The sequence below is a fragment of the Nostoc sp. genome, from assembly GCF_036918015.1.
Classification (GTDB): Bacteria; Cyanobacteriota; Cyanobacteriia; order Cyanobacteriales; family Nostocaceae; genus Nostoc.
Genome location: NZ_JBALEO010000098.1, coordinates 177,493 through 202,618, shown reverse-complemented (window position 1 = coordinate 202,618; position 25,126 = coordinate 177,493). Strand labels below are relative to the sequence as shown.

Annotated in this window: 18 protein-coding genes; all 18 read right to left on the bottom strand. The window is 39.8% G+C overall.

Features of this window, described 5'->3' with window-relative positions; all coding sequences use genetic code 11:
• Positions 1-6: 6 nt before the first annotated feature.
• Positions 7-945 (bottom strand): NAD-dependent epimerase/dehydratase family protein, encoded by a 939-nt coding sequence (locus tag V7K61_RS31600; protein WP_335059767.1) that lies wholly within the window; start codon positions 943-945, stop codon positions 7-9.
• Positions 946-1,131: 186 nt separating this feature from the next.
• Complete coding sequence (locus V7K61_RS31595; RefSeq protein ID WP_335059766.1) at positions 1,132-2,016, bottom strand: hypothetical protein; 885 nt, start codon at positions 2,014-2,016, stop codon at positions 1,132-1,134.
• Positions 2,017-2,177: 161 nt separating this feature from the next.
• Positions 2,178-2,735 (bottom strand): dTDP-4-dehydrorhamnose 3,5-epimerase, encoded by a 558-nt coding sequence (gene rfbC, locus V7K61_RS31590; protein ID WP_334716785.1) that lies wholly within the window; start codon positions 2,733-2,735, stop codon positions 2,178-2,180.
• 40 nt (positions 2,736-2,775) lie between these two features.
• Positions 2,776-3,429: a PIG-L deacetylase family protein gene (locus tag V7K61_RS31585; RefSeq protein ID WP_335059764.1), complete on the bottom strand. Its 654-nt coding sequence runs from the start codon at positions 3,427-3,429 to the stop codon at positions 2,776-2,778.
• Positions 3,426-4,223 carry a sugar phosphate nucleotidyltransferase gene (locus V7K61_RS31580; protein ID WP_335059762.1) on the bottom strand — a complete coding sequence of 266 codons (798 nt, stop codon included), beginning with the start codon at positions 4,221-4,223 and terminating at the stop codon, positions 3,426-3,428. Before V7K61_RS31580 ends, V7K61_RS31585 begins: the two co-directional genes overlap by 4 nt.
• A 39-nt stretch (positions 4,224-4,262) precedes the next feature.
• A complete protein-coding gene (locus tag V7K61_RS31575) occupies positions 4,263-5,528 on the bottom strand; it encodes a class I SAM-dependent methyltransferase (RefSeq protein ID WP_335059760.1) in 1,266 nt (421 codons plus the stop codon).
• A gap of 19 nt (positions 5,529-5,547) precedes the next feature.
• Entirely contained in the window at positions 5,548-6,576 is a 1,029-nt protein-coding gene (locus V7K61_RS31570; RefSeq protein ID WP_335059758.1) for an NAD-dependent epimerase/dehydratase family protein, read from the bottom strand.
• A 3-nt stretch (positions 6,577-6,579) separates the two neighbouring features.
• Positions 6,580-8,565, bottom strand: coding sequence for a tetratricopeptide repeat protein (locus tag V7K61_RS31565; protein ID WP_335059756.1), 1,986 nt, complete (start codon positions 8,563-8,565; stop codon positions 6,580-6,582).
• A gap of 208 nt (positions 8,566-8,773) precedes the next feature.
• Positions 8,774-10,777, bottom strand: coding sequence for a tetratricopeptide repeat protein (locus V7K61_RS31560; RefSeq protein ID WP_335059754.1), 2,004 nt, complete (start codon positions 10,775-10,777; stop codon positions 8,774-8,776).
• A 385-nt stretch (positions 10,778-11,162) separates the two neighbouring features.
• Positions 11,163-12,443: a calcium-binding protein gene (locus V7K61_RS31555; protein WP_335059752.1), complete on the bottom strand. Its 1,281-nt coding sequence runs from the start codon at positions 12,441-12,443 to the stop codon at positions 11,163-11,165.
• 107 nt (positions 12,444-12,550) lie between these two features.
• Positions 12,551-12,721, bottom strand: a complete 171-nt coding sequence (locus V7K61_RS31550) for a hypothetical protein (RefSeq protein ID WP_180277390.1) — start codon at positions 12,719-12,721, stop codon at positions 12,551-12,553.
• A 6-nt stretch (positions 12,722-12,727) separates the two neighbouring features.
• Entirely contained in the window at positions 12,728-13,990 is a 1,263-nt protein-coding gene (locus tag V7K61_RS31545; protein ID WP_335059750.1) for a nif11-class peptide radical SAM maturase 3, read from the bottom strand.
• Between the two features lie 67 nt (positions 13,991-14,057).
• A complete protein-coding gene (locus tag V7K61_RS31540) occupies positions 14,058-14,486 on the bottom strand; it encodes a Nif11-like leader peptide family RiPP precursor (RefSeq protein ID WP_335059748.1) in 429 nt (142 codons plus the stop codon).
• A gap of 72 nt (positions 14,487-14,558) precedes the next feature.
• On the bottom strand, positions 14,559-17,651 hold the full coding sequence (locus tag V7K61_RS31535) for a tetratricopeptide repeat protein (protein ID WP_335059746.1): 3,093 nt from the start codon (positions 17,649-17,651) through the stop codon (positions 14,559-14,561).
• A gap of 706 nt (positions 17,652-18,357) precedes the next feature.
• Positions 18,358-18,594, bottom strand: a complete 237-nt coding sequence (locus V7K61_RS31530; protein WP_335059744.1) for a hypothetical protein — start codon at positions 18,592-18,594, stop codon at positions 18,358-18,360.
• A gap of 436 nt (positions 18,595-19,030) precedes the next feature.
• The gene (locus tag V7K61_RS31525; protein ID WP_335059742.1) at positions 19,031-19,819 is read right to left on the bottom strand and encodes a peptidylprolyl isomerase; all 789 of its coding nucleotides are present in this window, start codon (positions 19,817-19,819) and stop codon (positions 19,031-19,033) included.
• A 194-nt stretch (positions 19,820-20,013) separates the two neighbouring features.
• Positions 20,014-21,558, bottom strand: coding sequence for an HlyD family efflux transporter periplasmic adaptor subunit (locus V7K61_RS31520; protein ID WP_335059740.1), 1,545 nt, complete (start codon positions 21,556-21,558; stop codon positions 20,014-20,016).
• A 139-nt stretch (positions 21,559-21,697) separates the two neighbouring features.
• Entirely contained in the window at positions 21,698-24,787 is a 3,090-nt protein-coding gene (locus V7K61_RS31515) for a peptidase domain-containing ABC transporter (RefSeq protein WP_335059738.1), read from the bottom strand.
• Positions 24,788-25,126: the final 339 nt, after the last annotated feature.

Below are 25,126 nucleotides of genomic sequence, written 5' to 3'. Positions count from 1 at the left end.
TCCTTGTTAACTGGTGTATCCAATCTTTTGTTGATGTTTTGTATACCAATTTACAGTCAATTCCAAGCCCTTCTTTAGAGGAATTGAAGGTTGCCAACCCAGTTTATCGTATGTATAAGCCATATCAGCGACTCTTATTCTTTCCATCGGCCGCTCAGGTAAAGCACCAAATAGTGGCTGGATTTGAGGGTTGATCAGATTAACAAGCTGGGACACAACTGCATGAATGGGTACTAGTTCTCCCGAACCTAAGTCGAATGTACAACCCTCTACACTAGGAACTTGTGTTGCAGCGAGAAGTCCTGCAATCACGTCATCGATATAAATCCAATCAACTTGACGCTTTCCACTACTAAGTTTTGGAGCTTGTCCTTGCAACAAAGAAAGAATAACAGAAGGAACGATCTTAGACACATTTTGCCCTGGCCCATAGGTCATAAAAGGTCTAACAAGAACTACAGGTGTCTGATACAGTCGATGAAACATCCGACCATAAGTACTACTAGCAAATTTAGCAATAGCGTAAGGAGAAGAAGGAACTACTTCAGGACGATCTTGTTCTGGTTCCTCTAAAGAAGCTATTAACACAATGCGACTACAACCAATTTCGGCAGCTACCGTCAATAAGTTAATAGTACTAGTCAGTAAACTGTGAAAGGTAGGCAATATGAACTCTAGATTAGGAACTGCTGTCACAAGACCGGATAAATGGAAGATTAGGTCAGGTTTAATGCTGTGGAAAAGATGTTGAACAAACTTAATGTCTTCCATGTCACCGTGCCACCATCGCAAGCAGCTGATATCAGAAGTATGAAAACTGCGAGAAACAGCATGTACTTCTGCACCATTGTGGCATAAATGACGGACTAAATGAGATCCTAGAAATCCGCTAGCACCTGTAATTAGTATTGTTTGTCCAGACAATTTTTCAACAGAGTTCACCATTTATTGCTCACAGACTGGATGGAAAACAAAAGGTAAGAATTCAGCACCCAGGAGTCAGGAGCCAGAATTTATCAGGAATCTAGAATGATTGGTATATTTATTCATCAAATGTTCTCCTGATTCTTTAACTATTCTGAATTCTGAATTCTGAATTCTGACTCCTGAATTCTTACAACAAAAGTTCTTCTACAAGAGATTGTTTGTTGTAGACAATAACAATGTATCAGTAATCGGGCAGAAGTCAGTGCCTCGTAAGAAGTCGCCTAAAGAAGTTCCTGTACAAGCTGAATCAATATTTGGCGCACCCTGTTGAGCTATGACATCATCAAAATGTACAGTTCTAAAGTCAATACTGAAACGGGTATAGCCTGATGTGTTGGGAATAGTGGAGTGCATCTGCGCTCCTGAAAAGAGAATCATGCCACCGACTTGTGTAATTAACCGCAATTGCGGCTCCATTTCTAAAGTTTCTTCCGCATGGGGTTGCTTGCGTGTATCTGTTTTAATGTGCTGTGCCGCATTTTTGCGACTTTCTTTAGTCCACTGAGCGTAGTTATAATCTCTTGAGGTATTCTTAACTGGTTGACTCCAGTAGCGCGGATGGAATGCCATTGCATTGTCTGGGGTAATATCGTAGACAGGAATCCACCAGTTGATCTGGCACAGAGGAGCAGAATACCAGATGTCACGATGAGGATGGAAAGCGTAAGCAATACCAGCAGTCAGATAGCGATCGCTTGTTGCTGTTCTCAGGCGAGGTACATCGAAATAGGTTTTGTTCAAGTCACATCCACTTTCTTTCAAGATGCCTTGAATGAGTTGTTTAGATTCAGGGTGATGGATAAAAGTTGGCTTGAGTTGTGCTAAAATCTCAACGTATTTCTCTACAGGCAGGCTATGTTGTGCTTCTCTCGGATCTAAAGGGGCAAACGCTTCTTCAACTAGACCACGAGCAAAATCACATAGAGCGATCGCACTGACGCAAGGAGAAAAGACAAACACTTGTCCATTATAAAGATGATTGCGTCTGATTTCATCACTAAAAATCGAATCAAAATAAATTGTATTCACTTCGCCCCTTATCTGATGTAACAAAGTTTGAACACAGTGTTAACTATGAAACTCAAAATTTAATTTTTCAAATTTTGATTTTCCGTGTCTCTGCGCCTCTGTGTGTTCCTAATCCTATATTTACTCAGCAACTATATATTTTTAAATTGATCTTAAAAGTCTTACATCACCGTAGTCGTTACAATTTTTTTCGATTCAAATAAACTCCAAGCCCGATCTTTATCCGAAATTTCAGTCACAGATAGAGGCCATTCAATACCAAAAGCTGGGTCATCATAGCGATACCCGCCAGCATATTCTGGTGCATAAAAATCACCCATTTGATACATCACCTCCGTCTCATCGCTCAGAGTTTGAAAACCGTGAGCACACCTATCTGGGATATAGAGCGCAAGACGATTTTCAGCAGTTAACTCTATACCAATATGAGATAAATAGCTAGGAGAATCTGGACGCAAATCGATAATTACATCATAAATAGCCCCCCTGATACAACGCACCAATTTTGTTTCCTGAGAAGGAGGCATTTGATAATGCATACCCCGCAATGTTCCTTTTTTATAGTTAAAAGATAAATTGCATTGGGCAATAGTAGGTTTTAAGCCACGATCTTGAAATTCCTGAGTACAGAAACTCCGAGCAAAAAAGCCGCGAATATCTCGGTGCAGTTCTAAATCAACAATAAATGCTTCTTTTATTTTAGTTTCAGTGAAGATCATAAATATCACAAATTATGAAAAAAATTAAAATTCTAATTTTTTAGAAAAACATTTTTCGACAGTAAAATGCTTCAGCATATTTACTCGGTGAATTTGATTCAATCCCCCGAATTCTGAGAATGGAACGAAAAGTCTCTTCTGTAAACCACTGCTTATTATTCTGGGTGGCAAACGCATCTAAAATATATTGAATTTTTCGGCGGCAGAGTGTTTCATTTAAATGGACAAAGAAATTAGGAATACCCAAATCACCATCATATTTGGGTATTTCATATTCTAAAATTAAATGATTTCTAAAGGTATTCCAAGTAAAGTCAGAAATTAAGCGATGATCTTGATGGCGATCGTCTCGATGATGAGTAAAGATTATATCTGGTGAAAATTCTTGCTTCAACTGTTCAAAGCATTCCTTCACCTCTATCCCTTGAAAAGGTAGAAAGCCATCTCGAAAATTTTTAATGATAATTTTCTTGACTGGGATTTCTTTTAAGAAGAGACTAGCGCTTGTGGTTGCTTCCTCTGCTCTTTGCTCATTGGAACTAAAGACAACCCAATAGATAACAACATCTTGGTAATTTTCTATCAGCTTTAAGATTGTGCCTCCACAACCAATCTCGATATCATCGCAATGAGAGCCGAGACAAAGAATTTTGTACTCAGATTCTTCTGTCTTATTCAAACTAAGTTGGATCATAAATGGTCGACTTGTACTTGTTCATCTCCCCAAACTTCCCAAGGTCTTTTGCCCTGAGCATACATATCATCCAACTGTTGTTTCTCTTTAAACGTATCCATTACTCCGAAAAAGCCAGTGTATTTATATGCAAAAAGTTCTTCTTTCGCAATCAATCTTTGAAAAGGCTCCATGACCAGTTCTTCGCCATAATTTATATAGTTAAAAATCTCTTTTTTAAACATAAAATATCCTCCATTAATCCAAATATCACATTCCTTTACATCTTGGATATTTTTTACCAAACCATCCTCTTTCATATCAACTAAGTGAAAAGTTTGGCTTGGTCTGACACATAAAAAACTACCAATCTTATCACGTTGATAAAAATTATTAATATACGTTGGTAAATGTAAGTCTGTCAAACCATCACTATAATTAGCTAAAAATACTTCTTCTCCTTCTAAATATTTTTCTACTGCCTTGAATCTTTGTCCAATATTGGCAGTTAACCCTGTATCTACAAATGTGATATTCCAATCTTGAATATCCCGATTAAATAACTGAATTTGGCTACCGTTGGAAAGGCTAAAGTTATTAGAAAGCCATTCATTGTAATTTAAGAAATAGCTTTTAATGAGGTCGGCCTTGTAACCAAGACATAAGATAAAATCTTTGTGCCCATAGTGAGCATAGTATTTCATGACGTGCCATAGTATTGGTCTATAACCAATATTCACCATTGGCTTAGGAATACTTTCTGAATATTCTCTCATTCTGGCTCCTAAGCCACCGCAAAATAAAACTACTTTCATGTCACTTACCCCTTTTTGACGAGCAAAAATATTAAATACTTAAGAGTAGACATTAACTTCAGGAATTGGTACAACAAATTGACCTCCCCAATCCCGAATGTAAGCCATTTGGATCATAATTTCATTTTTTAGATTCCAGGGCAAAATTAGTATATAGTCAGGCTTTGTTTCGGCAATTTTGTCTGGATTAAAAATCGGAATATGAGTTCCTGGTAAAAATTGACCCTGTTTATAAGGGTTCCGGTCTACTGTATAGTCAAGAAAATCTGTGCGGATACCGCAATAGTTTAAGAGAGTATTTCCCTTACCTGGAGCACCGTAACCAACAATTGATTTTCCCTCTCGCTTAACTTTTATCAAAAAATCTAATAAGTTGCGTTTAGTTTCTTTAACTTGTTCGCCAAAAGAAAAATAGTATTCTAATTGCGTAAAACCAGCCGCTTCTTCTCTATTTTTCAGTTCTGATACTTGCTGAGTAACGGGTTTAGAAGAGTCTTCGTTGTGGCGGGCATAAATTCTCAAAGAACCACCATGAGTGGTTAATTCTTCTACATCAAAAATTGTCAACCCGTGAGCAGCAAAAATCTTGTCTACGGTAATAAAGGAAAAATAAGAGAAATGCTCATGGTAAATAGTATCAAACTGATTTTCCTCGATTAACCGCATCAAGTGGGGAAATTCCATAGTAATTACACCATGCGGTTTGAGGATAATTTTCATCCCCTTGACAAAATCATTGAGATATGGTGTGTGAGCAAGGACATTATTTCCGAGTAATAAATCTGCCTGTTTGCCCTTAGCAACCTGTTCTTTTGCTGTCTCCTGTCCAAAAAATTTGACAACTGTAGGAATACCTTTTTGAATTGCTACCTCAGCAACATTTGCTGCTGGCTCTATTCCCAGCGCTGGGATGCCTTTGGCAACAAAGTATTGCAGTAAGTAGCCATCATTACTAGCAATTTCTATTACCTGACTTTCTTGGTTTAATTGGAAACGTTCTACTACTAAATCAACGTATTTTTTGGCGTGTTGTAACCAGCTATCAGAGTAGGAAGAGAAATAAGCGTAGTCGCTAAAAATATTTTCTGGACTAATGTATTCTTGGAGTTGAACTAAAAAACACTCCTCACAAACATAGACATGGAGAGGATAAAATGGCTCTACTTCATTGAGTTGTTTGAGACTGCGATAACTTTCGCAGGGAGGAGACATACCTAAATCTACAAAGGTATGGTGTAAGCCTGTTCCACAGAATAGACAATTACCAGTTATTAGCTGATTATTTGTTGGCTTTAGTAAATTCATAACTTATTATATAAAATTTTTAAACAGTCTGCCAGAAGAAATCTCGATCGATTTGCTGAGTGCGAATGAGGTATTCTAGTTGTTTTAGGCGGGTAAAGCCTCTAGACTCAAATGTTCCTCTATCCATATCAATTTGCTGAAAAATATTATATAGTTGTTGGGCACCTCGTTGGGCATCCCATTCACATTTGAATCCTGGTAAATTTTGGTTAATTTTATTAAATAAAACCCGATAGCTGCGGTTATCAGGATCGTGTTTACCAAAGCTCAATTCACAATCTGTAAAGACATCTGCAACTATTTGAGCAATTTGTTTGACTTGATAGTTGCTATTTGTATCACCGACATTGAAAATTTGGTTATGAATTACATCACGCGGAGCTTCTAAGGTACAGATAATTGCTTTGCAGATATCCAATAGATGCACTAAGGGACGCCAAGGTGTACCGTCGCTGTTCATCTTGATTTCTTTAATTGTCCATGCCCAACCAGCTAGATTGTTTAAGACAATATCAAAGCGCATTCTTGGAGAAGCGCCATAGGCTGTGGCATTTCGGAGAAAGGTGGGAGAAAAGCCATCATCAGCAAGGAGTTTTACATCCTGTTCGACAAGTGCTTTGCATTTGGCATAAGCTGTTTGGGGATTGATGGTAGACTCTTCGCTAACGTAGTCTTCAGTGGCAAAACCATAGACACTGCATGACGAAGTATAGACAAAGCGTTGGATTCCAGCTGCTTTCGCCAGTTTCGCTATATGTACCGAGCCTTTGTGGTTGATATCGTAGGTGATATCAGGGGCTAACTGACCTAAAGGGTCGTTAGAAAGTTCTGCCATGTGAACTACTGCTTCCACACCTTGTAGGTCTTCTGTTGTAATGTGGCGGATGTCTTTGTTGAGGGTTTTGGCAGTTACTTTGGTGCCGTTATATAGCCAACCTACTTTATAAAAGCCAGTATCTAAACCAATAACTTCATGACCTTCTTGAATCAACAGAGGAGCTAATAACGAGCCGATATAACCTTCAGTTCCAGTTACAAGTATTTTCATATCCTATAGTGCGATCGCAGTTTGTGGGGATTTTAATTCAGTAGGAGTATTGTCTAGAATATTTTCTCTAGGAATAGCAAGCAACTTGGTAGCAATCTCATGCCGTAAGGGAGCAGCTTCATCTTGAATCAACCAAGCGAATAACTTGGCAATCGCTTCAGGAGAACAATCGATTTTTAGAGCTTCTTGGAGCATACGCAAAGCACCAGTCAGATAACCGGCTCTTAGAGGAATGATTACCCTCCTTTCTAGAAGATAGTCAAAGTTATAGCTACGGGCTTTTGCTGTCATCTCTGTACAAAGATCGTCTGGAAGATAGCTCTCTGTAATCTCGATAGCACGGCGAAGAAATACTGCATGATTTCCTGTCAAAAAAAGATTATTCGACCTTTTGTTAGCGTACAAACTTGTATCTACGCGATAACAAGCCAAAATTTCTGGTTCATACCAACAATCATAAAAAGTAGCAATCCGTTTACACAGTTCCCACCCGTTAAGATCGCTCAACTCAGAACAATATCCCCCTAGTCTTTCATAGGTTTGCCGCCGAACAACTATTGCCGAGGGTCTCAACGGATTTGTCACTACAATCTGTGAGAGCCAATCTTGAATAATACCTCTGTCTTCTCCATACCAGTAAAAAATATCCCCTTTGGAAAGAAACATCCCTTTTTCGTCAATATTATCAAAACCTGTGAAAGCTGCTCCAACAGAATCCGAACAATCTTCCAGACTTTGCTTTAGTTGGGAATAAAAACCAGGGAGAACGTAATCATCATCGTGCAGTATGTGAATCCATTGTCCTCGACTGAGTGTAATTCCTGTATTATGGTTTCCCACTAACCCAATATTTTGCGAATTACGGTAGTAGCTTACTATACCTCTGCCAATAGAATTCACTAGATCGAAGAGTGGCGGCGTACTGGCATTATCCATTACCAGAATTTCCATTTCTTCTTCTCCAGTCCATTGTGCTAAAACACTAGCTAGACATTCGAGAAGATAGTCAGTACGTTTATATGCAGGAATCACCACACTCCAGAATGGCCTCTTTTTTTCACTAGCCACAACGGCTGGAATTTTGGGAAACTTATAATTTCTCACAATTACTTCCTCTTGAGGAAGCTGCGGTGTAATCGGCGCTTCCTGATGTTTGTCGGTTTCTGCATCAGCTACAAACGCTTTGAGGTAGTGGGGATTGGTGAGCTTCAATCCTTGTTGATAGGCAGATATTGCCTCTGGTAATTTGTTTTGATCTTGGTAAATTTTGCCTAATTTGAAGTAAATTTCTCCGTTGTAAGGATAGAGTTCCAATATTTTTTGATAAGAGGCTACTGCCTCTTCAAAATCACCTTGTTGTTGAAGCGCAATTCCCAAGTTATAGTGAGCATCGAGCAAATCAGGCTGTAAAGCGATCGCAGCTCGATAGTAAGCCACAGCAGTCTTTAAATCTTTTACTTGGTGCCGACTTCTACCTAACTCATTGTTTAACGCCCCGTATTGAGCCTGTTGTTGGGAAGAAAGCTTTCCTTGGGCGTGCAATGCGTTCCCCAAATTCGCTTCAGCTTCAATACAGTTGGGCTGTAACTCTAATGCTTTTTGATAGCAAGCAACTGCCTCTTCCCATTTGCTTTGTAGTTGTAAGGTATAGCCAAGGTTATTATAAAGTGGCGCTGAGTCTGTCTTTAGTGCTATGGCTTGCTGATATGCTTCCACCGCTGCTGGTAACTGATCTTGGGCTTGATATAAATTACCTAGACTGAACCAAGCCTTGACGGAGTTGGGTTGAATCTGGAGGAGTTCATTCAACAACTGTTCGGCATTTTGAAACTGACCGACTTGCTGTGCCAGTATGCCTAACCCATATAAAGCTTCTGGGTGGTTAGGCTCTTTTTCCAATATCTGACGGTACAGTTGTTCGGCTTTGGTTAAATCATTGGCTTTATGATGTTTCGATGCTATTTGGAGAGATTCAGTAATTGTTGTCATTTTAAGTATTTTTTATGATTTATTACTCCCAGTTTGCTCATTTTTTAGGCAGTTATAAAAAAGACGGAGCGTAAAAATAAGGGTTATAGCGTTTGTCCCAGATTGCGATCGCTATTATCCAAAAACCTGATTTCTACGTCATTTACCAATTTCTCTAACTTCAAAAAAAATGGGCGAACTCCCAGTATTTAGTTAAGGTTTTGACTAGCTAATTATCGAGAGGCAAAGAGATCAACCTGAAGGCGATCTCATCCCTCATAGGAGTGGCAATATCTGTTCTCAGCCAAGTAAATAACTGTGCTAGTGACTCAGCAGACCGATCTATTTTGAGAATCTCTTCAAGTGTGTGAAAAGCGCCAGTCAGATGACCAGCCTTGAGAGGAACTTCTATATCTGCTAAACAACTAATGAAGTAATGTTTACGTGATTGTGCTGTAATTCCTGCACAAAGATCAGCTGGAAGATAGCTTTCAGAAATCTCAATAGAACGACGGATTGATGCTACCCGATCTCCAGATAAGGAAAGTTCAGTTCTCATACTTTGGGAATGCACGCGATAATGAACTAAAATTTCTGGCTCGTACCACCAATCATAGAAGGTGGTAATCCGTTTATAGAGTTCCCAGTCGAGAGTAGAGGTTAATTCTGGATGATATCCACCTAGCCGTTCATAGGTTGTTCGACGAATCACAACAGCAGGCGGATTCAATGGGTTTGCTACACCAATATATAGCAATAAGTCTGAAACTATACCTTTATCTGTCCCGTATAATTGTTGGCGGAAAGTAATTTCTCTTGTTTCATTGATATTTTCATAACCTGTAAAAGCTGCTCCAACGGAATCTGGACAACCTTCTAGACCTTGCTTGAGGCGAGCATAAAAACCTGGCAACACATAGTCATCATCATGAAGTAAGTGAATCCACAATCCTCGACTATTAGTAACTCCTGCATTCCAAGTTCCCTGCTGTCTGAGATTTTGCGGATTGCGGTAATAGCGTACTATACCTCGCCCGATCGCATTTACTAGTTGATACAGAGGTGGCGTACTTGCATCATCAATCACAATAATTTCCATTTCCTCAATACCTGACCATTGAGCTAGGACGCTGACTAGGGACTCTAGCAGATAGTCAGGACGTTGATATGCAGGAATAACCACACTCCAAAAAGGTCGCTTGTCTTCTGTTTCTGATACTGGAGGGATTAGTGGAAAGTAATACTCACCTATTTGCACTTCTCCTTGAGGAAGTAGGGGAGTTGCTGATATCTCTTCTTTGTTTTCTTGGGTAGCTGCAAATACTTTGGCATAATGGGGATTAATCAGCTTTAACCCTTGTTGATAAGCAGAAATTGCCTCTGTTAAATTATTCTGCTGTTGGTAAATTTTGCCTAAATTCAGGTAAACTTCTCCATAGTTGGGATTAAGTTCCAAGAGGTTTTGATAGGATGCGATCGCCTCTTCTAATTCCCCTTGCTCTTGCAGCGTCAAAGCCAAGTTATAATGGGCTTCTAAGAAATTTGGTTGTAGTGCGATCGCTTGCTTGTGACAAGTTACAGCATTTTTCAAATCTCCTGCTTTTTTCCGGGTAACACCCAATTGATTATTTAATTGTGCATAGTAAATTTTTTGATTGCTGGAGAGCTTACCTTGAGCGTGTAACGCATTGCCCAAATTAGTCTCTGCTTCGATAAAGTCTGGCTTTAACTCTAGAGCTTTTTGATAATAGTGAATTGCTTCTGCAAATAATCCTTGTTGTTGCAAAGTATAGCCCAAGTTGTTGTAAATTGGTAGTGAGTTAGGTAATAAAACTAAAGCTTGCCGATAAGCTTTCTCTGCTTGGGAAAACTGTTCTTGAACTAAATGCAAATTACCTAAACTGAACCAAGTTTTAACAGAATCTGGTTGAACTTGTGAAGCTGCACTTAGCCACTGTTCAGCAATTTCAGGTTGCCCCATCTGCTGCGCTAACATTCCCAAACCATATAAAGCTTCAGGGTGATCGGGTTGTTTTTCCAGAACTTGACTATATAGCTGTTCCGCCTCCAATAAACTATTGTCTCGTTGCTGTTGAACTGCTAGTTCGAGGATTTCAGCTACTTCTGTTTGATCTAGCGATTCAGCATCATCCTTGTCACCTGAATGATGCGTTTGCACCGCAATTTGAATAAGAGATTTAATTCTAGATTCTGAAATGTTTGTATTATTCATAACTATGTAGCATCTATAACTATATTTGAATTGGATATTATATTGTTATAGATTACTATGAATTCAGAGCATAAGTGATAACTATCAATAAAATATTTTACCTATTTTTGCCTGTTAATAAAGCAAGTCTATTTAGTTAAGAGAAGGGAGAGATTTTGTCAACAGTATGGGCGAGAAATAAACCTGAAGTTAGCGATCAAACATTACCAACTCAAGTAATTTCAGTGCGTACACCATAGGGTTTCCTGTTGGCAAAACCTCTCGCAGAAAAGGTATCGACATTTTCTTGTGCAATCAGATTTTTTACTCACCTGATTGTTTTGACTGAGATGCTTGTAAATCAGAGTCTGTTAGGGAATGAAACGAGCAATTAGCCTTAAGCAAATTATATTACCGAGCTGATCTCACTGGCACTCACGTTTGAAAATAGTATGCTTTGTTGAGGATTATTACCGAAAGACAAAGAATTACCGAAAGACAAAGAATTACCGAAAGACAAAGAATTTAAGGTGAGAAGAGCGCCATCATTGGTATCTGTGATGTTACCTCGACTTCCCCAGCCATCTAATACAAGCTTATCAACACCAACCTGGAAATCTTGAATGACATCAAAATCTTTTTTAAAGAAGGTATCGCTACGTTTGAAAGTAAATGTATCATTACCTTCGCCACCAGCTAAGACATCATTACCACTACCACCATAGAGTGTATCATTGCCTTTACCGCCATAGAGTGTATCATCGCCATCGCCACCATCTAGCGAATCATTACCTTGGCCGGCGTCGAGGTTATCATTACCTCTTTTTCCAGATAGCTTATCATCCCCCAAGCTGGCATAAAGTTTGTCTGCCCCGTTGGTTCCTGTCAGATTATCCTTCCGAATCGTGCCATAGATAACATCTCTACCCAGGTTGCCGATTAAAGTATCTCCTGCCAATTCAACAGAACTAGTATTAATTTTGACTATAGTTAGGTTGGTATTGCGATTAAAATTCCGTTCATAAGTTCCAACAGCATTACCATTGAGAAAGTCACTACCATTGTTGCCATTAATATCGGAGCTTCGATCGCGATCGTCAATTTTAACATTGCTACTACGACCAAAAGTTAGATCCCCGATTTTATCGGAGGAGACTAATTTCCCCTGGATGCCAAAATAATCTAAAACTTTGGCCCTATTAGGATTTGTGGTATCTAATACCAAAAAAGTGGTTGTAGACTGAGCTTTATTATATTCAACGTCAGGATTTTCAATTTCTTTAGCTGCCAATGCTAAATTTGCTGAAAAATCAAAAGAGAAGCTTTCATTACGACCAACCGCAAAACTAGCAAGTACCTTTGCTTCGCTGTTGGAAGTACCTTCAAACTGACCACTTAATCCAACGACAGCAGACTGAGTGAAAAGTGATGAAAAAGTTGGATCAAAACTTGCTTTAGCCTCAGCAATTGCAGCAGTTACGCCACCTTTAACTAATGTATCTGCCTGGGTAGCAGTTAAAATGCTTGCAGCACCTTCACTATAGTTAGAAAAAGTTGCATCCCCTTCAGCAGTAGCAAAATTAGGGCTAGGATCGGGCTTGGGATCGGGCCTATTATTGAGATTAGTTCTACCATTGAAAGAAAGTAACTTTTGAAGTGTCAGTTGTAGACTTACTTTTGATGCCATAAAAAACCTGTGTTGATTTTGTTAGTTAACAAATTTGCGCGTAAATATTTGGGGAGTAATTCTCTCCTAATTTACGAGCTAAATCTCTCGATAGCCCTATAAAACTGTCAGCTTTTGTCTAGGATTTGCTTTGCTTTTAACAGCACTTTTAAATAGCCTAATTGACTATTCCAAGCTGAACGTGGAAGCAGTGGGATTTTCTCTAAGTCTTGAGATGGTAATGACTTAAGGTCAGTTTTGTTCTCTGAAATTGTGTTAATTTCGGAATTTTCTGCCATGATTTATTATCTCACTAAAAAGTAAGAAAATTCGGGTTCTTGTTGCCAACTTTCCGACCACTGAATGCTGTCAGCAGTAAAGTGTAATCGGTCGTTTGCTAGCAATAAAGTATCTGTAGGCTCAACAATTAGCTCAAATTCGCCATTATCAAATGGCAATCCTTGCGCCTTGACTTTGGGAACTACACGCTCTCTCATACCTTGTTTGGCATGAACAAGAGCGCGATGATGACAGTAAGGATTATTACCTCTCTTATTAAAGAAAACATGGGCAGTCCAACTGCAACCCCCACGACAAAGTTCAGCATATTCGCAGGTTTTACAGAAACCCCACAGGTGTTTTGTCCCTTCAGGTGTTCCTGCTCCTAGATTGAAGCGTAATTCTTCTGCACCCTCGATAATATCATGCAAGGTATGTTCTCGAATATTACCACCTGTATAGGCAGTAGTCGGCAGTGAGGGACAACCTTTAATCGCTCCGTCAGCTTCAATTCCCAAGGTGGAAAGTCCTGCACCGCAACCTTGCCAAAATGAGAAGTCATGCTCCTTTCCCCGTCCCCGCAACAGTCGTTCATAAGGGCCGTAGTAACCAATGTTATTTCCCGCTTGAAGTTGCACACCTTCTTGGTAAGCACGACGCGCCACACGGGCAAGCATGGGGTAGATATCTAACAGTTCATGGGGTTGGAGGAGGATGTCTGCGTTATCGGCTGCATTCCCCATTGGTACAGTTAATTGAACTTGCCAAGCACGGGCACCGGCATCACGAATGCACTCATAGATGCACGGAAATTCTGGCGCTGACAGGCGGTTAATTTGGGTGTTGCAACCAAAAGAAATACCCACTTCTCGCAGATGACTCATGGTCTTAAATGCATATTTCCAAGAGCCTTTCTTTCCCCGCAGGCGGTCATGAGTTGCTTCCAAACCATCAATAGAAACAGAGACGGTACGAATTCCCGCTGACTTCATTTTTTGGGCGGTTTCTAACGAAATGCCATAGCCGCCCGTAGTCATACCACATAACATTCCCGCCTTGTTGATAGCTTTGGCAATTTCCAGCCAGTCTGGACGCAGAAATGCTTCACCACCAATGAGAGTAACTTCTTTAATTCCAACTTCTGCCATCTGCTTGACGAGATCCAAAGCTTCTTCTGGGGAAAGTTCGTTGGCGCGCTCATGTCCTGCACGGGAACCACAGTGACTACAAGCTAGATTGCACTTTAAGGTAATTTCCCAAACTGCGTAGCTTTTGCGGTGATATGTCATTGGTTAACTCTCAATCTCAACCCTCAAAATAAACTAACGCATTCTATTTCTTCATCGTTTTATCGGGTTATTGTATTGCTGTTGGGCTAACTACTCCATATAACGCTTGTACAGGTGGATCTATTGCTTGACAAGGAAGTGGCCATGGCTTGGGATGTGGTTTAGGAATCCATTTACATTTAATTGGTGGTTTTGCACCTTTTTCGGGAGGTGAGACTATAGCTCCATACAATGGTTGAGCGACTGTGTTTGTAAGCCCGCCAAAGGCTCCTACTAATTCCTCTTCACTGAGGTCGTCAAACTGGCCTAATTCTTTTAATTCCAATATTTTAATTGAGGCTGTTTCAAATTCTTCTTGAGAAAAATTATAGCCACCTTCTTCCATGACTTTTATCACTTCCTCAATCTTTTCACTCATTAATCGGGAGTAAAAAGCTTCGTCTTTGACTATTCTGATTATGAACTCTTTAACTTTCTCGAAAATTGTTAATGACATAAATTTTACCCCCTTAATTTGAAAGTTTAAGTTTAGATTGATGAAAATTGACGATCGCGTGACATAATCCGTTTAGCCAGAAATTTTTAGTGAGTCAAGTTGTGTAAATTGTTGTTGCTGGTTTTGGTAAATCTCTCCTAATTTCATGTTGGCTTCCTGGTGTTGGGGATTGAACTCCAAAGCTTTTTGATAGCAAGCCCTCGCTTCTTCTAGCTCCCCTTGTTCTTGCAGTATCACCCCCAAGTTATAATGGGCTTCTACCAAATCAGGCTGGATTGCGATCGCAGTTCGATAGTAAACAACAGCAGTTTCCCAATCAGCTCCTTCTTGGTGGGCAATACCCATCTGATAATTCAATTCTGCATAATAGGCTTGTTTCTCTGGTGAAAGCTTCCCTTGGGCAAACAGCGCATTCGCTAAATTGATTTCTGCTTCTATGCAGTTGGGCTGAAATTCCAGAGCTTTTTGATAAGATGCGATCGCATCCTCCCACTTCTCTTGTTGTTGCAAGGTGTAGCCCAAATTGTTGTATATTGTCCCTGCATCTGGTCGCAATGCAATAGCTTTTTGGTAAGCGGCTTCAGCTTCTGGTAACTGTCCTTGGCCTTGCAGCAAATTGCCTAAACTAAACCAAATTTTCACCGAGTTAGGCTGAACTTGCGAAGCTGCACTCAAATGCTTCTGAGCTTCCTGCAACTCACCTTTCTGCTGTGCCAGCATCCCTAAACCGTATAATGCTTCTGAATAGTCTGGTTGTTTTTCTATCACCTGACGATATAGCTGTTCGGCTGTGTCTAGGTGATTAGCTCGATGATCTTGAAGTGCAAGTTGAAACAATTCAGCAACTTCTTCGGCCTTAAATTGTCTTGGTTTATTAACCAGTTGTAAAATAAAATCTTCCAGCGCTCTGACTGGCTTTAAATCGCCATATAATTTATGTTTATTTTCTGCAACTTGCTGGGAAATATATTGCCGATATTTAGCATCTTTCCCCAGACGGATGGCGATTTGGACGTATTCTGATTTATTAGAAGCGATCGTCTCTTCGATATCCATCATCTGTAAAATTGCCAGAGAATGCCGCGATCGCATCAGTTCTCCTGGTAAAGTGACAACCGGAATATTATGAGCAATAGATTCAAGCGTGGAGTTACATCCAGACCAACCAATACTATCTAAAAAGACATCTGCTAAAGCTGTAGTCCCAGCAAACTTACTGTTATTCAGGAAAGACAAAAACAAACAGTGTTCTTGATAATCTAACCCGAATGCTGCAAAAGCATGGTTTAAGCGCTGGCGAAATCTTTCTGTTATTTCTTCACTTTTGCTTTTAATAAATACAAACTTAGAATTCCCTAACTCTTTAGCAATAGAAGGGAAAACATCATCATGATTGGGTAAATATTTATATAATGACTGACAACACCAGAAGAAAATATCATCCTCTTTTAAACCTATATCTGGTTTCTTAATTTCTTCGGGTTGAATTACTAAAGGCATATAATGAATAGATAGATTGGGTAATCTAACTAATTTTTCTGTATAATGTTCTTGAGCATTTTCTGGTTCCATTAAGTCACTGCTCAAGTAATAGTCAATTGTCGGGAGTCCACTAGTCTCAGGGTGTCCCCAAGATGTCATTTGAATTGGCGCTAATCTCAGACAACCCAGTTTAAGCGTCATTGGGTCCATCCCAAATTCTGGGAAAATCAAGATATGTAATTTATCTTTTGTGATTACCTCACACCATTGTTCAGTTGAGCGAACACCTTGGATAAATTTATCAAAAGCCTTGGTGGCACTCATTGTTGAGTAATCTGTTTTGTCTCCGGTATAATAACCAAATAATTCAAACTCACTTCGATCTATATTTTCTACCCAACCTTTAATAGGGATTTTCCAATTAGAATGACTAGATAAAAACCCAGAGACAATACCAATACGAACCTTTTGATTTTTATCTAAATTTGGCAGAACCAGCGGTTGGCAATCTTGGGGATAGCGACTCGACATAATCTGGAAAATCATTTCTCCATAAGTTCGCTGTAAATCTCGGTCATTTAAACCTTGATATGTCAAATAAAAAGGTTGAAATGCTCCCACAGCCTCAGATGCTTTGGCCCGTTCTTCCTGATTAGTTAATTCATAATATTTAGCTAAACCTTGCAAATACTGTTGATACTGATTTCGTCTGAATGCAATTTCTTCAACATTAGAATAGATAACTGGTAGTTGGCTCATGCAAGCACCAAATTTAGCCAGATCGTAGTTTGGTGTCACTTTTACGGCTTGCTCAAATGCCTGAACTGCCGCTTCTATTTGGTTATCATCTCTCAATGCTGTTCCCAAGTTGGAATATATATAATCAACATCAGGTCGAATTTTAATCGCTTTTTGATAGGATTCTATGGCAGCATCGAACTTATTTTGTGCCCTGAGAATATTTCCCAAGTTGTTATAGGTGATTGCAAAATCAGGTTGAATGCTTAAAGTTTTTTCGTAAACTTCTATTGCTTCTGCAAATTTTCCTTTTTCCTGGAAAAGATACCCTAAGTTGTGATAGGCGTAATGATAGTCTGGTTTAATTTTTATTGCTTGTTGGTAAGAATCGATGGCATCATTGAATCGCCCTTGTTTTTGGAGTACTTCGCCTAAATTAGTATGAGATGATACCAAATCTGGCTGCAATGCAATAGCTTGGCGATAATATAATTCTGCTATCTTGAAATCGCCTGCCTGTTGCCTAGCTAAAGCAAACTGCTCATTCAACTCTGCGTAGTGGATTTGTTCTTCTGGTGACAGCTTACCTTGAATGTGAAGAATATTTTTGATATTAATTTGTACTTCTATGCTGTCAGGGAGAATTTTTAATGCTTTTTCATAACAGGCGATCGCTTCTTCTAGTTTACCCTGTTGTTGCAGAGCAAATCCCAAGCTGTTGTGTATTGTCCCTACTTCTGGCTGTAATTGCAAGGCTATTTGAAAAAATCGTTCTGCATTTTGATATTGTTCCCGTTGCTGCGCCAGCAGACCTAATCTATAAAGTGCCTCTGACTGCTGGGGATCTAGGTCTATAATTTGACGATAAATCTCTTCGGCTTGGGTGAAGCGCTTAGTTTGGTAATATTGACTTGCAAGTTGGAGAGCATCAGGAATTGTGGTCACGTCGCTTTGCTCCAAATTCAAAATTAACAATCCCCATAAATAAACTTAGGAGCTTGTATCCTTTTATTTATGAGCTATAATTTATACAATTTTTATTTATTTAATATGTCTTTTGTTCCTATATCTGCAAGGAACTCAAGCTTTTGAAACTTATAATTGATATCGATTGATATCATGTCTGCTTGATTACTTTCTAAACTTAATTAAAAGGAATTTTACCCTTCTCGACTTTCGGGGTCTACGAGAAGCTTAAGGCTACGGTAAAATATTCCTCTTATAAACCTTGTCTACCTTGAGAACCGTAGTTTTGTAGGTTGGGTGCAGCGATCGCGTAACCCAACATAAAATTTGGTGGTAATGTTGGGTTGCGTTTCACTCCACCCAACCTACATAAATATATCTTTTAAAAAACTCTAGGTTTCAACATAGATGAGGTTTAACTATTAGCCCAGAGTTTTAATTCAGGGCGGGCAAACAACACAGACTGCAAACTGAGTTGAGGATTAAATGTTGGTTGTAAGTTGTAAAATTTTATTGCGGAAACAGTTTTTTGAGATCAAAAGACGTATTTTTGGTAAAAGCCGAAGGCTCAAATGAGCAAAGAGCCTTCGGCATTTATCAATATACTAAGCTTTCGAGCCTAACTCTACTTGCAGAAGTTAATACTTTTTGTAAGTAGAGTTTAATTATTACTACTTGTTAACTACTAGTTGCTAGTTTGAGCAAAGCTTGATGATGAAGCAGTAGCACTAGTAGGAGTGACGGTAGCGTTAGTAAAGGTTACGGCTACATTGTTGAGGCCGCCGGTTGCTTTAGCATCTGCATCAGCTTGTGCAATGCTGTTGAATTTTTTGATTACAGGCTTAACGATTACAGGCTTCTTCCAGCCACCAATAATTTCTTCAGAGGTAATTTCCAAGTAGTTTAGATCAGAAATGATCATTTGAGTTCTCCTAAATTTTGTAACTGTTGTTGGGAATATTTTGTCTAACCAACTTGTTTCGGTTGGCTATACATCTAATATACTTTATTCCTCAAAAAAGTCAATGCCTTTTTGAGGAATTTATGATTAAAAAAACTAATATATTTATGTGGAAAAATCATTATATATAGTCCTAATTGAAGTTAGAAAAATTGCACGACAAATTTAAGCAGAAATGAAAATTATTACTACCTAGCAAGAGTTATAGCGGTTTAATTGAAGTTTTAAATAACGCAAATACAGCACTTTGTAGATATATTCACAAAACACTAAAAAAGAAAAGCTATTAAGTTTTGAAGTAAATAAAACCTGTATCTGCAACATTTTTGAAGGCTAGAGAAATCTATCCTAATTTAGGGTAGATACTTAGCGACAAAAACATTTGAAAACTCCTACATTATTTAGTCTTGGTGAATAACATATCTATTAATTCCTCTTGTGAACCGTCTGAGTCTATTTGAGTAACTATTTTCATCGTGGTGATTTGTTGCTTTAACCAATCAGAAAAGGATTCTGTAATGATTTTTTGGCGCAACTGTTCATCTAATTGGGGTTGAATGACTTCTTCCACCCAAATTAAATACACTCCCTTGGGAGTAGTTATCGGTTTGAGAGCTTCTGGTGGTGCAGCAGCAAAGACAGCGGCTGCAATCTCTGGACGAAAATCTTTGCGGTATCGGAGTCCTTTGTATCCATAAGCACGACGGGCTTCTGGTTCTGAGATATATAGACGAGCAATATCTGGAAAATTGATTTCGCCTTCTTCTAAGGCATAAAAAAGCTCTAAAGCCAAGTCTCGATCCTCGAAGACAACTTCGTAGGTAACGGCAGCGATATAATCTAGCTGATGTTCGTAAAAGTGCTTTTCCAGCTGATTGGAAAATAGATGATTCGCTAACTTCCGCGAAAGGATATTGTTGTAGGCTAATTCTTCAAACTGATCGACAGAGAGGTGGTGTTTTTCTAGCCATGACCAGGTGTCTTTAGCTTTGACAAGCTTCTTGGCGAACCTTAAGTTATCTCCTTCTTGCTGTAGTTCTTCTGGCGTGACTGTAATTCCTGCCGCTTGAGCAGCTTCGGTAATAATACTTTGCGATGCGATCGCTTCTACAACAGCAGGTATCTGACAGGAGAGTTTAAGACTGTGAATGATATCTGAGGTGGAAATTGTCAGATTGTGAGGCATAACATGATATCTCCAATAATTAAGCGGGATTGGGCATCCCTTCTCTGCGAGACGCTACGCGAACGGCTTCTCTACGAGAGAGACGCTACGCGTAGCTTGCTTAAGAGCAGGGGTACGCTCAGGGCAGGTGGGCACGGGGCATTAATTATTCCTCCAATCTCCCTTGTCCTATTTCCTGATTTCGATACCTTTAACTACATCTCCAAACCACCCTTTTTCAGTTTTTTGAACGGATCTAGAACAAAATCAATTACTCGCCGTTGACGAATGATGACTTCAGCATTTGCTGTCTGACCCGCACCTAATGGAATACGTTTGTTGCCATTTTGGACATACTGCTGGTCTAAAGTGATTTCTAATTCATAGGTTTCGATGTTGCCTTGGGGTGTTTGGCTAACTTTCGAGTCAGGCGAGATCCAAGTAACTTTTCCTGGCACGATGCCATATTCTTGGAAGGGATAGGCATCAAACTTGATTTTTACTGGCATTCCTAACTTCAAGAAACCGCTATCCTGATTAGGCATACTTGCTCTGAGTACGAAGTCTGTTTTCGTGGGTGCAATTTGGGCAATCCTTTGACCGACTTGTACCACCGCTCCTGGTTTAGTGGTGGGTAATTCAAAAATCACCCCATTAATTGGCGATCGCACCACGCGCTGCTGAATTTGCAATTTTGTAGATCTAATCTCACTTTTAGTCTGAGCAATTTCTGATTGCGTTGCTGTTATTTGTGCCTGTATATCTTTTAGCTGTTCCTGATTTTTCATTACAGCTAGTTGTCCGGCTTGCACGGCACTTTTATAGCTACTTTGTTCTTCTTGCAGTCGGAGTTTTGCTTGTTTGATATCAGACTCCAACGTTTTGATAGTTACCTGATAATTATTTACCTCTTGGGCTAAACGCAATTGAGCTTGTTTAATATCTGATAGAGACTTTTTATAAAGTCGTTTGCTTTCTTCCTCTTGTTTTTTGAGTTGATCGACTTGGGCTGTAGCCACTGCACCTTTTTGAACGAGTTGGCTATAAGTTTCAACTTGCTTAGAATCTAGACCCAAAAGTTTTTTAGTCGATTCTTGATCGTCGCGACTGGTAGAAATTTGCTGCTGTGCTTGTTTAACTGATGATTCTTTTTCTAACTTTTGGAGGTTATAGCTACTCAGTTTGGCATCCAGGTTTTGCTGTACCTGGTTGAGTTGAGCCAATTTTTCTAATTCTTGGGATTTATTTTGTTGTTCTAAAAGACTCGTTGACATTAAGAGTTGATTTTTCAGCAGTTCCAGTTGGGATTGCCGATTTTGTAGCCCTTGCAATTTGCTCTGGACTTGTTGGAGTTCCGTTTGCAGCAAATCAGAATCCAGTTCCAGTAAAACTTGGCCCGCTCTAACTGTATCTCCTTCTTTGACCGTAACTGCTTTGACACTTCCAGCAGCTTGAGCGTCTAATTTTTGAGTTGCGCCTTTAGGTTCTATACGCCCTCTGGCGCTACCAGTTTCATCGACTTTCGAGAGAATTGCCCAAGGCAAGAATAGGCCAGCAAAGGCAATGAGCGAATACAACAAACCACGAGTCCAAATTCGAGGTAAGGCATTGAGTAGTTTTTCTGTACCGTAGTACAAATCTTGAGTTTCATTGTCTGCCTCTGTCTGCTCGTCAAATACCGATTCCTCTTGCTGTTTGTAACCTTGATATTTATCTTGCTCATCTGGGGGAAGTGGGGACGATCTATTGGGATGTGGCATGGTTTTTTTTCCGATAACAGTAGATAGGGAGTGGGGGAGAAATCAATTCAAAACTTGTACTGAGCTTGTCGAAGTATTCAAAATTCAAAATTGTTTACGCAGAGTCTCGTCGAGAATAAAAAGACTGCCCAATACCCCATCAACTAACTTGAGACAGTTGTTGTTGATTCAGGTAGTAATAATGACCTTTTTTAGCGATTAATTCGTCGTGGGTACCGCTTTCTACCAAAATACCTTGATCTAAAACCAGGATTAAGTCCGCGTTGCGGACTGTAGAGAGGCGATGGGCAATAATTACACTCGTGCGTCCTTGAAGAATTGTTTTGAGGTTGTTTTGAATAATCCGTTCTGATTCTGAATCTAGGTGACTAGTGGCTTCATCAAACAGTAATAACCGAGGATTTCCGAGCAAAGCACGAGCAATTGCTAGGCGTTGGCGCTGTCCACCAGACAGCATTCCGCCGCTTTCACCAATTTCGGATTCGTAACCCATCGGTAATTTTTGAATAAATTCATCGGCTCCAGCATATTTTGCTGCTTGGATAATTTCTTCTGAAGAAGCATTTGGATAAGCGATCGCAATGTTTTCGCGAACAGTTCCACCAAACAGAAAAGTATCTTGGTCTACAACGCCGATTTGGGAACGCAGCGATCGCATAGATACACTGGTGATATCGTTACCATCAATGAGTATTTTGCCATCTGTCGGTGGGTATAAACCCAAAATCAATTTACTGAGAGTTGTTTTTCCAGAACCGCTGCGCCCTACGACTGCAACCATCTGTTCCGGCTTAATTTCAAAGTTGAGATTTTCTAATACGTTAGTGTCGCTTTCTGAGTGATAACGAAAGGTAACATTCTGAAAACAAATGTTACCACGAAGTTTACCCAACGATTTACGGGGTTTAGTTTCTAAGTCTTCTTCTGGTTCCGCCTCCAATACATCATTAATGCGTTCGGTAGAAATCACGATTTCCTGTAATTCATTCCACAGCAGAGCTAGTCGCTGGAAAGGACTCAAGACGTTACCCACCAACATATTGAAAGCAACTAATTGTCCAATAGTTAGTTCGCCATTAATTACCTGGGTTGCCCCATACCACAGCAATGAAGTATTTACAAAGGTGTGGATGACGCCACTGATAATTTGCAAGCGATTGTCAATTATTTGAGCATTAAAATCTTTTTTGATTAAATCATTTAGCAGTTCCTCCCAACGCCAACGCACTGTCTGTTCAATTGCTAATGAACGGACGGTACGAATTCCGCTTAGGGATTCTATGAGATAGCTTTGTTCTTTGTTAGCTGCATTAAAAATATCTCTGGAGATGCGGCGCAAAATACTTGTGCTGGCCAGCGCCAAGATAAAGAATGGCGGTACAGTACACAGCACGAATAATGCCATTCGCCAGCTATAGGAAAACATCAAAGCCAGATAAACCACTAATGTCAGCATATCCAACACAATGGAGAGTGTCTGACCAGTCAGGAAGTGCTGAATTTTCTGGTTTTCTTGGATGCGCGAGATTATATCCCCAACAAAACGCGACTCGAAATAAGCAAGAGGTAAACGGAAGGTATGTTTGATGAAGCCTACGAGTAAGGCGATACTAATGCGGTTAGCAGTGTGAAATAAGAGATATTGCCGTACACCGTTGACAGCAACACCAAACAACCCAAAAACAATCATTCCCAAACCAATGGCGTTTAAGGTTGGAACGCTGCGTTGCACAAGTACTCTATCGAGCAACAACTGAGTAAATACTGGCGTTACTAACCCAAATAATTGAATGACTATCGAAGCAATGAAAATTTCTACCAGTGTTCGATAGTGAGGTTTGACTAACTCAAAAAATTTCCAGAAGCTTCTACTTTCGTCCTTAGCACTTTTTAGTAGAGCTGTCGGTTGCAGTAACAATGCATAACCACTCCAACCCGCTTGAAATTCAGCTTTTGTCAGACTGCGTTGACCAAGGGCTGGGTCGCATACAATCACCCGCTTTTTGGTGATTTCATAGACAACAATAAAGTGTTTACCTTCCCAGTGAGCAATTGCAGGTAAAGGTTGTTCTGCTAATTTATCAAGAGTAGCTTTCACTGGACGGGTGGCAAAGCCCAGGTATTCTGCTGTTGCTGCCATAGCCTTTAAGGATGCACCGTTGCGGGTGACATTGGTCATATCCCGTAGGCGATTGATGCTAAAATGTTTGCCCCAATAGTTACCAATCATCACCAAGCAAGCAGAGCCACAATCAGCTGCACTCTGTTGGGCATAGAAGGGATAGCTTTTGGTGATGCGTTTCCACCAATGCCCCATTTGTACTTTCGGGCTGGGAAAGTAAAAACGTGATTTTTTTGTTGGCTGTTGTTGTGACGACTGCTTTTCTCTTTGGGGAAAAGGAATAATTTTAGATTTTGGAGATGGGGAAGTTTTTTCTTTAGTACCCAGTCCCCAGTCCTCAGTTTCCAATCCCGTTCCGCTGATACTCATGGCAAAAGCCCACTCCCCCAACTCCGGGAAGTATTCTAGTGCTGTTTGCATCTGGTCGTTTTTCAGAATGTAAACAATCGTTGGTTGCGTTGTTTGCCAATCTCCTTGTTTTGGTTGAGCAAAGATTGTACCTGGTGTCAAAGAATGGTCTTCAGAATGCCGCAGTTGACCTTTGTACAATAGCCACAACTGTGAATCTTGGGATATTTGTGGACTTACAGAGCCAGTTTCTAACTGGTGTCGCTCAAACAAAGATAAGGCTTTGAGCATTCCTGAAACTTGTGATGTATGGCGTGGGAATTGTGATACTTGGCGACATAACAACAACAAATCCCAAAGTTCGGCACGGGCAAATAGGCGATCGCGAATGCTAGGATACTTGTCTATCAACCTTTGCAATGCTTCTTGCCTGAAATAGCCAAGTTTCAAGCTTGTCGAAGCTCTAACTGCATAAGGACTAAAGTTAGCTTCGGGAAACAAGGTCAATTCACCAAAAACAGACCATGTACCAAAGGTAGTAATTAGATTCTCAGAGCTATCTAATAGTCTGACTTTACCTGTAAGAATAATGTATATACCAGGACTCGTCTGTGCAGATTGCCAGAATTGCTTTGCTGATGGCGGCTCCACAATCTCCATTTCTGCCAAGAAGTTCTCTAGTTCTTTTTCTGAAAGTTTTGTACCCAAGGTATACAAAATTCTTTCACCCACATGTTGCTCAGAAAGCACTGGTGGCATTTTCTAATCTCCACAAAAAAATTTAGTTAGTTATCAGTCGGAATCCAATCAAAACTTCATTAAAAATATTATTTAATCCCGTATTTTCACCGAGGAAACTCTAAGCTTTACTAGAGTAGAGTTTAGAGAGAAATAGTATGGTAGTAAAACATCTCTCTTTTACATACAAGGTATTTTTCTTGAGTGGGCAATCTACTTGTTGCAGCCACTTCTTGATGTGGCAATAACTAGTGTAAATGCCAGAATATCGAGCTAGAGCTTTGTTTACCGACATTTAGCTTCCAGAGCAACTAACTGCATTCACAGACTGCACACAAATAAGGATTGCTCATTTTTGCA